Source organism: Streptomyces sp. SudanB5_2050, from assembly GCF_964272335.1.
In the GTDB taxonomy this organism is placed as follows: domain Bacteria; phylum Actinomycetota; class Actinomycetes; order Streptomycetales; family Streptomycetaceae; genus Streptomyces; species Streptomyces rochei.
Map to the genome: position 1 here is coordinate 2,859,013 of NZ_OZ186760.1, position 14,684 is coordinate 2,873,696.

Annotated in this window: 14 protein-coding genes, 1 tRNA gene and 1 pseudogene; 11 read left to right on the forward strand and 5 right to left on the reverse strand. The window is 72.3% G+C overall.

Going from position 1 to position 14,684, the window contains the following annotated elements; all coding sequences use genetic code 11:
* Positions 1-23: 23 nt before the first annotated feature.
* The 8 genes from ACFZP7_RS12715 (at position 24) to ACFZP7_RS12750 (ending at position 5,124) form a co-directional block, all read left to right on the forward strand.
* The gene (locus ACFZP7_RS12715) at positions 24-677 is read left to right on the forward strand and encodes a DUF2637 domain-containing protein (RefSeq protein WP_385634446.1); all 654 of its coding nucleotides are present in this window, start codon (positions 24-26) and stop codon (positions 675-677) included.
* 31 nt (positions 678-708) lie between these two features.
* On the forward strand, positions 709-900 hold the full coding sequence (locus ACFZP7_RS12720; protein WP_216724658.1) for a mobile element transfer protein: 192 nt from the start codon (positions 709-711) through the stop codon (positions 898-900).
* Between the two features lie 11 nt (positions 901-911).
* The gene (locus ACFZP7_RS12725; RefSeq protein ID WP_003950175.1) at positions 912-1,067 is read left to right on the forward strand and encodes a hypothetical protein; all 156 of its coding nucleotides are present in this window, start codon (positions 912-914) and stop codon (positions 1,065-1,067) included.
* 23 nt (positions 1,068-1,090) lie between these two features.
* A complete protein-coding gene (locus ACFZP7_RS12730) occupies positions 1,091-1,408 on the forward strand; it encodes a SpdD-like protein (RefSeq protein ID WP_385634447.1) in 318 nt (105 codons plus the stop codon).
* Positions 1,409-1,497: 89 nt separating this feature from the next.
* A complete protein-coding gene (gene repSA, locus ACFZP7_RS12735) occupies positions 1,498-2,895 on the forward strand; it encodes a replication initiator protein RepSA (RefSeq protein WP_385634448.1) in 1,398 nt (465 codons plus the stop codon).
* A gap of 2 nt (positions 2,896-2,897) precedes the next feature.
* Complete coding sequence (locus ACFZP7_RS12740; protein ID WP_362095023.1) at positions 2,898-3,095, forward strand: helix-turn-helix domain-containing protein; 198 nt, start codon at positions 2,898-2,900, stop codon at positions 3,093-3,095.
* Positions 3,095-4,423 carry a tyrosine-type recombinase/integrase gene (locus tag ACFZP7_RS12745; RefSeq protein ID WP_385634449.1) on the forward strand — a complete coding sequence of 443 codons (1,329 nt, stop codon included), beginning with the start codon at positions 3,095-3,097 and terminating at the stop codon, positions 4,421-4,423. The genes ACFZP7_RS12740 and ACFZP7_RS12745 overlap by 1 nt, the downstream gene beginning before the upstream one ends.
* 185 nt (positions 4,424-4,608) lie before the next feature.
* Positions 4,609-5,124, forward strand: a complete 516-nt coding sequence (locus ACFZP7_RS12750) for an HAD domain-containing protein (protein WP_385634450.1) — start codon at positions 4,609-4,611, stop codon at positions 5,122-5,124.
* A 270-nt stretch (positions 5,125-5,394) separates the two neighbouring features.
* Here ACFZP7_RS12750 and ACFZP7_RS12755 read toward each other — a convergent pair.
* A pseudogene (locus ACFZP7_RS12755) lies at positions 5,395-5,574 on the reverse strand (UTRA domain-containing protein); the annotation flags it as partial.
* Positions 5,575-5,769: 195 nt separating this feature from the next.
* Between ACFZP7_RS12755 and ACFZP7_RS12760 the strand changes: the two are divergent.
* The gene (locus ACFZP7_RS12760) at positions 5,770-6,393 is read left to right on the forward strand and encodes a hypothetical protein (protein ID WP_385634451.1); all 624 of its coding nucleotides are present in this window, start codon (positions 5,770-5,772) and stop codon (positions 6,391-6,393) included.
* Between the two features lie 159 nt (positions 6,394-6,552).
* Here the strand turns inward: ACFZP7_RS12760 and ACFZP7_RS12765 are convergent, their stop codons facing one another.
* The 4 genes from ACFZP7_RS12765 to ACFZP7_RS12780 all read right to left on the reverse strand — a co-directional run bounded on the left by ACFZP7_RS12765 (position 6,553) and on the right by ACFZP7_RS12780 (position 13,086).
* Positions 6,553-7,965 (reverse strand): Cys-Gln thioester bond-forming surface protein, encoded by a 1,413-nt coding sequence (locus tag ACFZP7_RS12765; RefSeq protein ID WP_127440332.1) that lies wholly within the window; start codon positions 7,963-7,965, stop codon positions 6,553-6,555.
* A 262-nt stretch (positions 7,966-8,227) separates the two neighbouring features.
* Positions 8,228-8,704 (reverse strand): single-stranded DNA-binding protein, encoded by a 477-nt coding sequence (locus ACFZP7_RS12770; protein ID WP_210952189.1) that lies wholly within the window; start codon positions 8,702-8,704, stop codon positions 8,228-8,230.
* Positions 8,705-8,886: 182 nt separating this feature from the next.
* On the reverse strand, positions 8,887-11,091 hold the full coding sequence (locus ACFZP7_RS12775) for a YfjP family GTPase (protein WP_385634452.1): 2,205 nt from the start codon (positions 11,089-11,091) through the stop codon (positions 8,887-8,889).
* A gap of 387 nt (positions 11,092-11,478) precedes the next feature.
* Positions 11,479-13,086 (reverse strand): dynamin family protein, encoded by a 1,608-nt coding sequence (locus ACFZP7_RS12780; RefSeq protein WP_029393253.1) that lies wholly within the window; start codon positions 13,084-13,086, stop codon positions 11,479-11,481.
* A 330-nt stretch (positions 13,087-13,416) separates the two neighbouring features.
* Between ACFZP7_RS12780 and ACFZP7_RS12785 the strand changes: the two genes are divergently transcribed.
* Together ACFZP7_RS12785 and ACFZP7_RS12790 are read left to right on the forward strand one after the other, a co-directional pair.
* Positions 13,417-13,492: transfer RNA gene (locus ACFZP7_RS12785), tRNA-Arg, on the forward strand.
* A 29-nt stretch (positions 13,493-13,521) separates the two neighbouring features.
* Positions 13,522-14,493, forward strand: a complete 972-nt coding sequence (locus tag ACFZP7_RS12790; protein WP_127434205.1) for a D-2-hydroxyacid dehydrogenase family protein — start codon at positions 13,522-13,524, stop codon at positions 14,491-14,493.
* Positions 14,494-14,684 lie beyond the last annotated feature (191 nt).

The following is a 14,684-nucleotide window of genomic DNA, read 5'->3' on the forward strand; positions in this document are numbered from 1 at the left end:
CCTGATCACAGGAAGGAGCCGTGATGGCCCGCCCCGCTCTCCGTATCGACGCCGTACTCGTTCAGGCCGTCATCGCCGGGGCGCTGTCCTTCGCCCACCTCCACGACCTCGCCGCCGCTGCCGGACAGACCGGCTGGAAAGCCTGGGCCTATCCCGTCTCGGTCGACCTGCTCCTGGTCGCCGCCTGGCGACGGCTGCGTGCCGATGGGCCGTCCCGGCTGGCCTGGTGCTGGTTCCTCATCGCCCTGGTCGCCTCGCTCGGTGCCAACGTGGCCACTGCCGGGCTTCTCGACCTGGGCGACGTCCCGCCTTGGCTGCGCATCCTCGTCGCGGCCTGGCCCGCCCTGGCCTTCATGGGCGGAACCCTCCTCGCCCACTCGCCCGCGGACCCCGCCCCGGATCCGCCGGCACCCTCCGTCCCGGCTCCGGACCCCGCGCCCGAAACGGCTGCCGCTGAGCCGGGCCCGGCGCCTGAACCCCCCGTCGCCCCGCAGATCGAGGAAGCCCCTGCTCTGCCCACGGCTGCGCCGGTCCCGGCCGCGCTCGTCGACCACGCTCGCAAAGTCGCCGACGACCACCACGCCCGCACCGGCGCCCCGATCGACACCGACACCCTCCGCGCCCGCCTCGGCGTCCCGCCTCACCTCGCCGACGCCATCGCCGCCCAACTCACCTGACCCGACCGCACCCGATAGGAGACCGGCTGACATGCCCGCCCGCGACTTCTTCCACTCCGTCATGCGGATCGGCCCAGTGCAGATCGGCACCCACCGCGACCGCCGAGGCCAGATCAAACATGCCGCCGTGTGCACCAACGACCGCTGCGGCTGGTCCGCCGACTACTCCAGCCAGTCCGCCGCACAGCTCGCCGCCCGCACCCACCGCTGCCGCGTCAGCTAGGAGGCCACCCGATGGACGTCCCGCTCTGGCTCGCGCTCCTCGCCGTCGGCTACCTCGGCGTCAAGCTCATCCGCCCGCCCTGGTGGCTCATCGCCGTACTGCTCCTCGGCGGCTTCCTCATCGCCGACAGCGTGCTGGCCCCCGTCGTCAACGGCTTCGTCAAGTAGCACGACCCGAAGGGAGAACACCGATGCTCCGCCCGAAGATCCCGACCAACCCCACGCCCGCCGGCCACCTCACGCCGCCCACGGTCGTGGAGCCGACCGCCGTCGTGCCGAGCGGGCAGGTTCCGCCGCCTGCTCCGGTCGCTCCGGCGCCGTCCCGGCCCACGGTGCAGCTCACCCCCGGAACCGCCCTCGCCCTCGTCGGCGGCGGAACGGCCGTCGTCCTGGTCGTCGGCGCCGTCCTCGTCTCGCTGCTCCTGGCCATCGCTATCACCGGCGCCTCGGTCGCCGTCTGCGCCCTGGTGATCCGCTCCCTCGTCCACGCCGACGCCAAGCGACGCTGACCGGCCCCCGGGCGGCCTCGATACCGCCAAGCATCCGCCGCCCGGGCGCCGTCCCCAACCGATCTCACAACCGGAAGGAAGCACCCAGCATGGCGCACCGCGCCCCGACCGCGCATGCCCCGCTGCTCGACCCGACCACCCTCCGCGACCTCCTCCGCGTCGCCTCGGCCCCCGACTACACCCGCTGGGAAGACCAGATCCGTCGCACCGGCGGCTGCTCCGACCCCATCCACCTCACCGGCTGGACCCTCCACAAAGACAAGACCACCGGCGAAACCCTGCACCACTACACAACTGCCGTAGAGCCCGGCGGACGCCTCCGCCTCGCCTGCGGCAACCGCCGCGCCTCCCGCTGCCCCTCCTGCGCCTGGACCTACGCGGGCGACACCTACCACCTCATCCGCGCGGGCCTGGCCGGAGACGACCGCCGAGACGTCCCCACCACGGTGAGGGATCACCCGCGCGTGTTCGCCACGCTCACAGCCCCCTCCTTCGGCCCGGTCCACAACCGGCCCGACCACGGCACCTGCCGCTGCGGCACCCAACACGCCCCGGACGCCCCAGAACTGGGCACCGCCCTCGACCCCACCACGTACGACTACGCGGGCGCCGTTCTGTTCAACAACCACGCCGGACAGCTCTGGCAACGCTTCACCACCCGCCTGCGCCGCGAACTCGCCGCCCGCGCCGGCCTCACCCGCCGAGAACTCGCCGACCGAGTCCGCGTCTCCTACGGCAAGGTCGCCGAATTCCAGAAGCGCGGCGCCCTCCACTTCCACGCAGTGATCCGGCTCGACGGACCGGACGGACCCGGAACACCGCCGCCCGCCTGGGCAACGGTCGCTCTCCTCGCCGACGCCATCCATGCCGCCGCAGCGCACTCCTACACCTCCGTCTCCGTCCCGGCCGCCGAGGACCAACCGGCCCGGTCCTTCCGCTGGGGCACACAGCTCGACGTCCGCCCGGTCAAGGCATTCGGCGACGGCTCCGACATCACCGAACAGGCCGTCGCCTCCTACGTCGCCAAGTACTCCACCAAAGCCGCCGAGAACACCGGCACCCTCGACCGCCGCATCGGCGAACTCACCGAACTCGACCGCCACCACGTCCCAGACCACACCCGCCAACTCATCACCGCATGCCGCGACCTGGACCGCCTCTACCCGGACCGGCGCCTCTGGGCCTGGGCCCACATGCTCGGCTTCCGCGGCCACTTCTCCTCCAAATCCCGCCGCTACTCCACCACCCTCGGCGCCCTCCGCCAGACACGCGCCGACTACCGCGCCGCCCAGGAACACACCGCCCTCGCCCTGGACGACCGCGAGCCGGACACCGTCCTCATCCTCACCGACTGGCAGTACGCCGGCCACGGCCACACCCCCGGTGAATCCGCCCTCGCCGCCACCATCGCCCGGGACCTCCAGCTCAACCGAGAAACCGCACGCGAAGCCATGCGCGACCAACTCGCCAACGAAGGGAAGTGCTGACCATGCCCTCAGAGCTGCCGCCCCGGTTCCTGACCCCTGAGGACCTGGTCGAGATGTTCGAGCTGCCCAGCGTCGAGACGGTCTACCAGTGGCGACGCAAGCGCACCGGTCCGCGCGGCTTTCGCGTCGGTCGGCACCTCCGCTTCGACCCGAACGACGTGCGGTGCTGGGTCGACTCACAGCTCGGGGAGGCTGCCTGATGGCCGGCCACATCCAGGACCGCTGGTATCGCACCGAGGTAGGTGCTGACGGCAAGACTCGCCGGATCAAGACCGACCGCCACGGATCGGGCATGCGCTACCGGGCCCGCTACATCGGCCCCGACGGCACCGAGAAGTCCAAGAGTTTCCCGGACAAGCAGAAGCGCTTGGCTGACGCCTGGCTGACCAACATCGAAGCCGACATGGCGCGCGGGCAGTACATCGACCCGCGGGCTGCCCGTGTCACCTTCCGCGAGTACGCGGACCGCTGGCTCGCCGCCCTTACAACCGACCTCACGAGCCGGGCCGCCGTCGAAGGCAGGTTGCGCCTCCACGCCCTGCCGTATCTCGGTACACGCCCGATCGGCTCGTTCCAGCCCGAGCACATCCGCGATTGGAACCGTCAGCTCGAAGACGCCGTGGCGTCTGCCCAGTACCGGCGCCTCATCTTCGACGCGGTGTCTTCCGTGCTCAATGCGGCCGTGGATGACCGTCTCCTGGCCTCGAACCCCTGCAGGGCCCGATCGGTCAAGGCACCTCGTCCCGCGCCGTCACGCGTCCATCCCTGGTCTGCTGAGCAAGTCTTCGGCGTGCGGACTGGCCTGCCCGACCGGTACCGGGCCATGGTTGACCTGGGCGCCGGATGCGGACTCCGACAGGGGGAGATCTTCGGTCTGGCCGTCGACAACATCGGCGGCCTCGGCTGGCTCTACGTCCGCCAGCAGGTCAAGAAGGTGCGCGGCACACTCGTCTTCGCCCCGCCCAAGCGAGGCAAGCTCCGTGACGTCCCCCTCGACCCGGAGGTGTCGACCGCGCTCCGCGAGCACATGGCGGCCTTCCCACCTATGGCCGTCACCCTGCCCTGGCTGACTCCGACCGGTCCTAAGGTCACTCACCGGCTCCTCTTCACCAGCGGTAAGGGCGCAGCCATCTGGAGCCAGGCGTTCAACGACCAGTCCTGGAAGCCCGCTCTCGCCTCCGCCGGCATCATCCCGGCCCCCGAGAAGGGCAAGCGCTACGCCGCCGCTCGCGAACACGGCATGCACGCGCTCCGGCACTTCTACGCCTCGGTCCTCCTGGACGCTGGGGAGAGCATCAAGGCCCTGAGTCTGTACCTCGGTCACAGCGACCCTGGGTTCACCCTTCGGGTCTACACGCATCTGATGCCGTCCAGCGAGACACGGACCCGGAAAGCCATCTCCGCGATGTACCGGGCCGCCGGTCACGCTCACGACGGCCCAGAGACGGCCCAGGCTGCCGGAGACGGCCCCTCATCGGCGAGAAAACCGCTGGTGAGGGGCCTTTTCATGCCCTCTCGCGGTAAGTAACACCCCATCTTGCCGCACCGCCACCCCTGCGCGGAAACGCGTTCCCGACGGGGCCTCTGACCTGGCCTTTCCTGGATGCCGCCCGACCCTCACCTGTCACTGCCGCTCCCCGTCGATCGCCCTCGCACAGCCCAGGGGCGGCCCGAGGGTGCCGCTCCCCCGCTGCGCGGGGCTACGGTGCTGCCGTGACCAGCTCATCGGAGCGCCCTCTCCTCTTCCTCGACGTGGACGGCCCACTGATCCCGTTCGGGTCTTCGGCCGATCAGGAGGAGATCGCTGCGGCCCCCTCGACGACCGTCGATCAAGGGAACCCGCTGCTGGCCCGACTCGACCCCGGAATCGGGGCGCGCCTCACGGCTCTGCACTGCCAGCTCGTGTGGGCGACGACCTGGATGGAAGAGGCGAACGAAGTCGTCGCCCCGCGCATCGGCCTGCCGAAGCTGCCGGTGCTGGACTGGCCGGACGCCGACGCAGAAGGGACCCCGCGGGGACTCCACTGGAAGACCCGCCCCATGGTCGAGTGGGCCGCCGGCCGACCCTTCATCTGGGTGGACGACGAGATCAGCGCCATGGACCGCCTATGGGTCGACGCCAGCCACCCCGGGCCTTCACTGCTGCACCAGGTCGAGCCGGCCAAGGGCCTCAATGACACCGACTTTCGCGTGCTCGCCGGTTGGCTCGATACCGTCGCGCCGAGCTGAGCACACCTCAGGGCTCCGAGGTCCTGCACCGCCGATGCAAGGGCAGGATGTCAACGGAACACCTGCGGAACCGGGCAGACTTCCAGTGGCTCCTCCGGCCGGTCCGCCCACCGCCACCAGGTATGCCGATCAGCACACCGCCAGAGAGATCGGCAAGCCCTCCGGCCGTCGTCGTCTCTCTTGACCAACACAGGACCGCCCGACTTCAAGGGCTGCCTGCACTCGGGACAGGACGGAGCATCGTCGGCCATACGGCGACCCTAGGCGTGGCTATCGGTTGATCGGAATCTCATAGACGATCTCGCAGTGAGCCGCGGGGACCACGATGTCCGCTGCCTCCACGGGCCTGCCGTCGTCGCAGTAGTACGTCCGCCGAATGTGCGTGACAAGGGCGGCTTTCTGGATGCCGAGCAGCGACGCCTCCTCGTCGACAACTGCACCGGCCTGCCGTGCAGGGCGTCCAGGAGACGGATCGCGTGAACCTGTCGCCCCCTCACCGGCTGGCGCGGTGAGGGGCTGGCCCCCCACATGCCCTCTACTGCGGACACCAAAGTGAGGTTCAAGCCGGTAGGTCGCCAAGGGCTTCGCAGTCACCATCCTGCGGGCAGGATGCCGTTGGTGTATCTGTTCAAGCCAGGGGGTCACATGGGTAGCGCACTCATCGGCTTAGCCGCTGCCGTGGTTGGTGTCACGGGCACGCTGATTGCCTCTGTCCTTTCGCAACGTCACATGGCTCGCGTCCAATCGCAAGAGTTCGCGCGCCAACAGCAGGCGACCGAGGCTCAGTGGCATCGTGAGCAGCAAGTAGCAGAGCTGAATCGTCGCCGTGACGGCTACATGCAAGTCAACGCGTCCTTCCGGCGTTACCGAACCCATCTCATGAACTTCCTGTGGGATGTGCACAAGGGAGCTGTCACGCCAGATGGTCGTGAGCTGGTCGAGGAGGCTCGACGCGACCACCACTCCGTCTTCGCTGAGGCTCAGATGGTCGCCTCACCTGCGGTGCTCGTCGAGCTGGACGGGATGACGACGGCGCTCTCTGACGTCTACCGGCGGACCATGTGTCTGGAGGAAGGCAATCCCGAGCCGGATGGGTCGTTCAACGACATACGAGCAGACTTCGTCCGTCTCTGGGAGCGTTGGGAGGGGATGCGCACCGTGATGCGCGCCGACCTCGGCCTGGGAAGCGTCGCTGGGGAGCCGCCTTCATTGGGGCGCCGAGACGCTTCACCAACAGTCGACGGCCCAGGGGCGGCCCAGGCCGCCTGACATGCCTCTCATCGGCAAAGAAGCCGCTGGTGAGGCGCCTTCTTTGCGCCCTCTCGCGATGAGTAACACCCGTCTTGCCGCACCGCCAACCCCGTCGGAAACGCGTTTCCGACGGGGCCCTGACCTGGGCTAACGCCGGGCCGGCTCCGGAGGTTTGGGTCAGGGGCGTTCTTCGCGGCGGCGGAGGAGCAGGAGGACGGTGCCGCCGATGGCGACCAGGCCTATGGCCGTGCCGCCGATCAGGGGGGTGACGCCGGAGCTGCCGGTGTCGGCGAGGTTGGTGCTGGGGCCGGGAGTGACGACCGGGGTGGAGGGGGCCGGCTCGGTCAGGGTGTGGGTGGTGTCGGCGAGGGCGGCGCTGCGGGTGCGGCAGTCGAGGACGCCGGCGAAGCGCTGCTCGAAGCCGGCCGGGCCGCGGACGGTGAAGTCGTAGGGCCGGTCCTCCGGCAGCGGGACGGACAGGGTCCGGGTCTCGCCCGCCGCGATGGTGTACTCGGTGTCCAGCAGCTCGAAGGTGAAGTCCTCGTCGCCCTTGTTGGAGGCGGTGATGTCGAGGGCGCCCTCGGCGCAGTTCTTCCGTGCGGACAGGGCCGGTATGGGGCCCTGGTCGGCCCAGGTGGCGGTCGCCGTCGCCGTGACCGTCGACTCGCTGGAGCCGGCAAGGATCTGGGTCTGGCTGCGGCTCTCGGAGGCGAAGGCCCGGCCGACCGGCACGGTGGTCGAGGCCTGGACGGTCAGTCCCGCGGTGCCCGGTTCCGCGTCCTTCGGCACGTCGAAGTAGATCTGCGTGCCGTCGGTGACGGAGGTGACGGGGGCGCCGTCCTTGTCGACGATCCGCACGCCGCCCGCGGTGGCGTCGACCGGCGGGGTCACCGTCGCGCCGCCCGCGTCGGTGCGTACCGTCACCGGGCCGAGTCGCTCTCCGGGGCGGCCCGAGACGGCGGGCGGGTCCAGGGAGAGCGACGCGGCGGGCTCCGCGAGGTGGCGGGCCTTCTCCTCCAGGTAGTCGGCGAGCCGCTCCGCCTGGGGGTCGGTCGCCTCGACGTCGGTGTCGTCCGAGTAGCGCCAGATGGCCACCTGGGTGCCGGCCGCCGCGTCCTGCTCGGTGAGCCCGCCGCGGACACCGGCCTTCTTCGCGAGCGCGGCCAGGTCGTTGACCTGGGGGTAGGAGTTCTGCAGGATCCAACGGACCCGCCCGGCGTCGTCGTTGGTGCCCAGCGACGTGCCGCTCCACGGCGTCTCGCGGTACTTGGCGTCCTGCTGGGTGGGGTTCTGGATGTCGACGCAGTACGTCTGCAGCATGCCGCCGCCGTCGACGGACATCTCGAACAGGCCGGCCGGCACCTCCTGGTCGCCGTCGGCGCCGTGGATGACGGCGGTGCCGTGCGTCTTGAGGCCGCCTATGGTCGCCGTCGCTCCGCCCTGTCCCCGCGACACCCCGTCCTGCGCGGCCGCGGCCGGGCCGGCACCGGTGACCACCCCGGCCGCGGCGACCGCCGACACCAGCGCCGCGGCGGCGAGTCGGGTGGCTCCTCGGCCGGGCAGGGACAGCGCAGTGAACGAAGAAAACACCAAATTCCCCTTCGAGCAGGACCCGTCGGCGTGGGGGGCACGGTCCCACCAGCAGAATCAGCAGCCCCGCAGGGCTCGTTCGGCATCCTAAGGACATGACCGACCGCGCCCGCCGGGGATGCTCGTTCCCGCGGTGATCCGAATCGGAATCGTTATCGCGGACAGGGGCGTGAGCAGGGCTTATCGACAAATCAACGCAGGGGCGTTCACGGCGCTTCCGTCGATAAGCCGTACTTCGGTCACCGCCGGCGGGACGTCCGCGTCATCCCACGGGTGCGGGCTCCGGCCGCTGCCCGGCCGCTCCTTCCGCCGGTTCCGCCTGTTCCGCCGCCGGTGTCTCCCATTGGGGCTCCGGCTGCGGCGGGGACGCCGCCGGCTCCGCCCTGCCCGCGCGCCGGAACGCGGCCGTGCCGCGCGCCAGATCGTGGCCGATCGCCACCGCGTCGATGTCCGCCGAGGTCCAGTTCTGCCCCTCGCGCGTGTCCGTGCGCACCTTCAACCGGCCCTGCACCACCACGGGGTCGCCCACCGCCAGCGACGACGACGCGTTGGTGGCGAGCTGCCGGTTGGCCCACACCGTGAAGAAGTTGGTGTGGCCGTCCGTCCAGGCGCTCTTCTCCCGGTCCCAGTAGCGCGCGGTGACCGCCAGCCGGAACCGCGCCGAAGGCCCGCCGGCCAGCTCCCGGTACACCGGCTGCGTCGCCACGTTGCCCACCGCGCAGATCATCGTCTCGTTCATCGCGAGTCCTCCCTCCCGTACGGGTGCGTCCCGTACGGCTGCTCCGGGCGACCGCGTCCGTCGCGGTCGCCCGGGGTCAGACTGCCTCCGTCCGGGCCGGCCCGCCGCGGGCTGTGGACGGCCTCCGGGACTGTGGATAACTCCGTCACTCGCGCGGGCGGCGGACCTGACCCGCAGGCGCGCTACCTCGCTGCGGCCCCCACGCCGGTGACCCGTCCGTACTGCTCCCGCACCTCCCGGTACCGCAGCAGCTCCGCCGCCAGCGGGTCCAGCACCATGGCCCGGCCGCACCCGGCGGCGGCCTCCCTGAGCAGGCGTTCCGCCTCGTGGCCGTAGCGGCGTGCCGGGCCGCGTGCCGCGACGCGGCAGCTCCATTCGATGAGCGGACCGCCGATGATCCCGGCCAGCATCAGCAGCACGGGCACGCCCAGGTTCGGGGGCACGAACCCGATGATCTGGCCCAGCAGCCACAGCCCGCCCACCACCTGGAGCAGGGTCATGGACGCCTGGGCCAGCACCGCCACCGGCCACCAGCCCGGCCGCGGCGGACGTCCCGGCGGCAGCCCCGTGCGCACCGCCAGTTCGTCGAGCGCCTCGGGCAGTCCCTGGGCTCCGCGCACGGCGGCCTCGCGCATCGCCTGCGCCCACGGCGCCGGCAGCCCGGCCGACGCCCGCTCGGACACCGTACGCACCGCCTGTTCGACGCGCTGCCGGGCCGTGGCCTCCTCGTCCTCCTGGGTGCGCAGCGAGATCCGGCCCGTGGCAGGTTCGCGCCGGTCGTGGTACCAGCGCCACAGCCGCAGCCAGGGGGTGCCGCAGGCGCGGTTGGCGTTGCGCAGCCAGGCGCGCTCGGCCGCCTCGCCCGCCGCGGTGGCGCCCACCGCGTCCGCGAGCCGGTCGGCGAACTCCTCCCGGGCCTCCTCGCTGAGCCCGGTGCGCCGCCCGGTGACGTACACGGGCCGCAGGTCGCGGGCCGCGGCGTCCACGTCGGCGGCGATGCGGCGGGCGGGTGCCTGCCGCTCGGCGACGAACTGGCCGAGGCTCTCGCGCAGTTCGCCGATGCCCTCGCCGGTCAGCGCGGACAGCGAGAGCACGGTGGCACCGGGTTCGCCGTGCTCCCCCAGGGCGATGCCGTCCTCGTCGAGCAGGCGTCGCAGGTCGTCCAGGACCTGCTCGGCGGCCTCCCCGGGGAGCCGGTCGACCTGGTTGAGGACGACGAAGGTGACCTCGGCGTGGCCGGCCATCGGCCGCAGGTAGCGCTCGTGCAGCACGGCGTCGGCGTACTTCTCCGGGTCGACGACCCAGATGACCGCGTCGACCAGCCGCAGGATGCGGTCCACCTGCTCGCGGTGCTGCACGGCCGCCGAGTCGTGGTCCGGCAGGTCGATCAGGACCAGTCCGCGCAGCGGAGACTCGGAGTCCGGGTGCTGGATCGGGCGGCGGCGCAGACGGCCGGGAATGCCGAGCCGGTCCAGGAGACTGGCCGCGCCGTCGCTCCAACTGCAGGCGATGGGGGCCGCGGTGGTCGGCCGGCGTACGCCCGTCTCGGAGATCGTCACTCCGGCGAGCGTGTTGAACAGCTGCGACTTGCCGCTGCCGGTGGCGCCCGCGATGGCGACGACGGTGTGCTGCCCGGAGAGCCGGCGTCGTGCGGCCGCCTCGTCGAGGACCCGGCCCGCCTCGGCGAGCGTGCCGGTGTCGAGCCGGGTGCGGGACAGGCCCACCAGCTCGCGCAGGGCGTCCAGCCGCGACCTGAGGTTCCCGTCGTAGGCCAGCGGCATGAGCGCGGCCGACGACGAGCCCGCGGGCCTGCTCGGCACGACGGCGTACGGGTCCGGTCCGCCGCCCTTCTCGTCGACCCGCCGCGCGATCAGTCCGTCGCCCCAGGCGCCTTCCCCGCCGTCACCGGAGCGGGACGTCCCGCCCGCCGCGCTCTCGGCCGGCGTCGTACGTCCCCCGGCCGCCCCGCCGTCGGACGCCGCCCGGCGCTCGGGGTCCGCCGAGGGCATCGGGCCCGCGGCCCGTTCCGGCCCGGCCGCGCGCGTCGCCGGACGTTCCCGGTCGGCGTGACGGCGCCCGTCCGCCGGGCGGCCACGGTCCCCGGAACGGCCGCGGTCCCCGGGTTCGTCCCCGCGTTCCCCGCGTTCCCCGTGCTTCCCCCGCTCGTCCGCACCGCCCGGGTCCCGGTCCAGGTCCAGGTCCCGGTCGTGGCCGTCCCGTCCCGTCTCCCGGCCCCGCTCGCGCCCGGTGCGCCGGGACGCCGCCGCGTCCTTCACGCGGGCGTGGAGCCCACGCGCGCGGCGCTCGCCGACGCGCTCCCGCGAGGACGTGTCCTGGCCGTCGCTCCCGGGGCCTTCCAGGGCGCGCGGGTCACCCGCGTCACTCACGTCAGCCGGGCCACTTGGCTCTCTCCTGTCGCGCCGGTCCCACCGGTCCTGGTGTGCCCGAGCGCCCCCAGTGCCTCCAGCACCCCCGGCACCCTCCGCTTCCCCGATGTTCCTGGCGCCCCGTGGGTCCCGGCTGACCCGGCGGCCCCCGCTCTCCCCGCCCTCCCCGCCGTGCTCGCCATGCGCATCGTGCGCGCCGTGCCGACCGTTCGGCTTCCCTACGCCCTCTCCCCGCGCAGCGGCATCCATGGCCTCCCGGTCCAACCGATCCGGTCGTTCCGGTGCTTCCGGTCGTTCCGTCCGATCCGGGCGGCCCGCCCCGCCCGCCTCCCCGGTCGTGTGGCCGGTGTGTTCGGTGGGATCCTGGTCAGTGACGGCGGTCACCGGTCACCTCTCCTTCTGCAGTACGGACAGCGCGGCGATGAGTTCGGCCTGGGGCTCGGGGTGGATCTCGAGCCCGTCGAGCGGGGCCAGCCGGCGCTCGCGCTCGACGTGCAGGACCCGGTCCACGTGTTCGTCGAGCAGCCGCCCGCCCCGGTCGCGCAGCCGCAGCGCGCCATGGGCACCGATGCGTTCGGCGAGCCTCTCCCCGGCGCTGCGCCCGCGCCGGCCGCCGAGCAGCACGGTGGCGACCAGCGCGGCGACGACGGCGGGGTCCGGAGCCAGGTTCCGGTCGAGTTCGCGGACCTCGTCCTCGGCGAACTCCTCCAACTCGCGGCGCCACCGCCGGACCGCCACCCCGATGCGGTGCTCGGCGCTCTCCGGCGCGGGGTCGCGGTGGGCGAGTTCCGGGGCCGTGGCCGCCGGTTCGCGCCGCCACGCCTCGTCCACCCGTTCGTCGGCGGCGGTGACGGAGCACAGCAGCAGGGCGGTCAGGCTCTCCACCAGCGAGTCGAGAAGTTCCTCGGGCGTGCAGTCGAGGGGGAACGCCCGCCACCGCTTCAACGCGTCCCCGGCGAGCACGGCGCCCGCCTGCAGCCTGCCCCGCACCCGCGCGTGCTCGCCGTCGTAGGCGCCCTCGACGGCGGCGGTGAGCCGCAGCGCGGCGGCGTACTGCGCGGCGGTGGCGCCGGCCAGTTCGGGCATCCGGGACTTGAGGGAGTCCAGGATGCCGTGCGCCGTACGGGCCATGGCGTCGTGCCGGGCCCCGAGGTCCTGCGCCCGGTGCGCGAGCCAGGTCCGCAGCGGCGCCACGGCACTGGCCGGCAGCAGCCCGCCGCCCCAGGCGGACTCGGGCAGTTCGGGGACGGTGAACCGGGGGACGTCGCCGAGTCCGGCCTTGGTGAGCAGCGCCCCGTACTGCCGCGACACCTCGGCCACCACCTGGTGGGGCACCCGGTCGAGCACGGTGACGAGGGTGGCGTCGTACTCCTTGGCGGTCCGCAGCAGATGCCACGGCACGGCGTCGGCGTACCGGGCGGCCGTGGTGACCATCACCCAGATGTCGGCGGCGCAGAGCAACTCGGCCGCCAGGACGCGGTTGTCGGCGACGAGGGAGTCGATGTCGGGCGCGTCCAGCAGGGCGATGCCGGGCGGCAGACTGTCGGCGGTCTCCACGCGCAGGACGCGCGACGGGTTCTCGCCCGGCAGGAGCAGATCGTCGTCGGGGTCCTGGTGCGGCACCCACACCCGCGTCAGGTCAGGCAGCACCCGCATGCCGCTGAACCAGTGGTGGTCCTCCGGATGGCAGACCAGCACCGGTGTGCGGGTGGTGGGCCGGAGTACGCCCGCCTCGCTGACCCGGCGGCCCACCAGGGAGTTCACCAGCGTGGACTTCCCGGCACCGGTGGAGCCGCCGACGACCGCCAGCAGGGGGGCTTCCGGCTCTTTCAGCCGGGGCACCAGATAGTCGTCCAGCTGGGCGAGCAGTTCGTCGCGGTTGGCACGCGCGCGTGGAGCCCCCGCCAGGGGCAGCGGGAAGCGTGCGGCCGCGACACGGTCGCGCAGGGCGGAGAGTGCGTCGAGCAGCTGAGGCCGTACGTCCAAGGTCACCACATGTGAAGAATGCCCAATTTTAGGGGAATTCTGAAGCATATGAGCATGATGAGCATGTCTGCGCGCCGACCGGACACTCCGGACGGAAGGGATTACCGGGGCGCGAGCACAGCCCAGGCATAACGAGTGCACAACACCCGATGCGCGAGACGCCAAAAGCGATGCACGATTCGTACCTGCCTGCGATTATCGGGAGCGCTTCACCGAACCTCCACATCGAGCCACGGAGGAGAAGCATCAGGGACATGGAGCCGGGAGCCCTATCCTTGTCCCCGGCAGCGTCACGGATCGGCCCGCACCCGGGCAGCACGACCGAGGCCACCACACCAGGCCCCCGTAGCTCAGTGGATAGAGCAGGCGCCTTCTAAGCGCTTGGCCGCAGGTTCGAGTCCTGCCGGGGGCGCCACTGCCCGTTTGGCGGAGGGATCGGACGACGTGCGACTGCGCTGCGCGGTGCTCGACGACTTCCAGCAGGTGGCGACCGAGATCGCCGACTGGTCCCCGGTCGCCGACGCCGTGGACGTCGTGTCCTTCCGCACGCACTTCACCGACGAGGACGCCCTCGCGTCGGCACTCGCCGACGTCGACATCGTGGTCACGCTGCGCGAACGCGTCGCCTTCCCGGCGTCCCTGATCGCCCGGCTGCCCCGGCTGAAACTGATCGTCGCCTCCGGCATGCGCAACAGCGTGATCGACTACGCCGCCGCCGAGGCGCACGGCGTGACCGTGTGCGGTACGGCGTCCTCCTCCACCCCGCCCGTCGAACTGACCTGGGCCCTGCTGCTGGGCCTGGCCCGGGGCCTCGTCCAGGAGAGCAACGCGCTGCGCGAGGGCGGCCCCTGGCAGCAGACGGTCGGCGCCGACCTGCACGGGCGCCGGCTCGGACTGCTGGGCCTGGGCAAGATCGGCGGCCGGGTGGCGCGGGTCGGCCTCGCCTTCGGCATGCGGGTGAGCGCGTGGAGCCAGAACCTCACCCGGGAGCGCGCCGACGAGGTGGGCGTCGAACTCGCCCCCTCCAAGGAGGAACTGCTCGCGAACGCCGACTTCGTCTCCGTCCACCTGGCGCTCGGCGACCGCACCCGCGGCCTGCTCGGCCCGGCCGAGCTGGCCCTGCTGAAGCCCACCGCCTACCTGATCAACACCTCACGAGCGGCGATCGTCGACCAGGAGGCCCTGCTCGCGGCCCTGCGCGAGGGCCGGATCGCCGGGGCGGGCGTGGACGTCTTCGACACCGAGCCGCTGCCCGCCGGGCACCCGATGCGCACCGCCCCGCGCCTGCTGGCGACCCCACACCTCGGCTATGTCTCGCGCGCCAATTACGCCACCTACTACGGCCAGGCGGTGGAGGCGATCCGGGCCTACCTCGCGGGCTCTCCCGTACGCCGTCTGCCCGCACCCCCGGCCTAGCCCGCGCCCCCGGCCTAGCCCGCGCCGCCGGTCCAGCCCCCGCCCCCGGCTTCCGGCCCGGCCCGCGCCGCCGACCCGGCCTGAGCCCGGGACCCAGCCCCGGACCTCCGCCCCGAGCGTCTCCGGGCTCTGGTGATGGCGATGGCGATGGCGACTCAGGCGAGCGCGGGCTCAGGCGTCAGCGCTCAGGC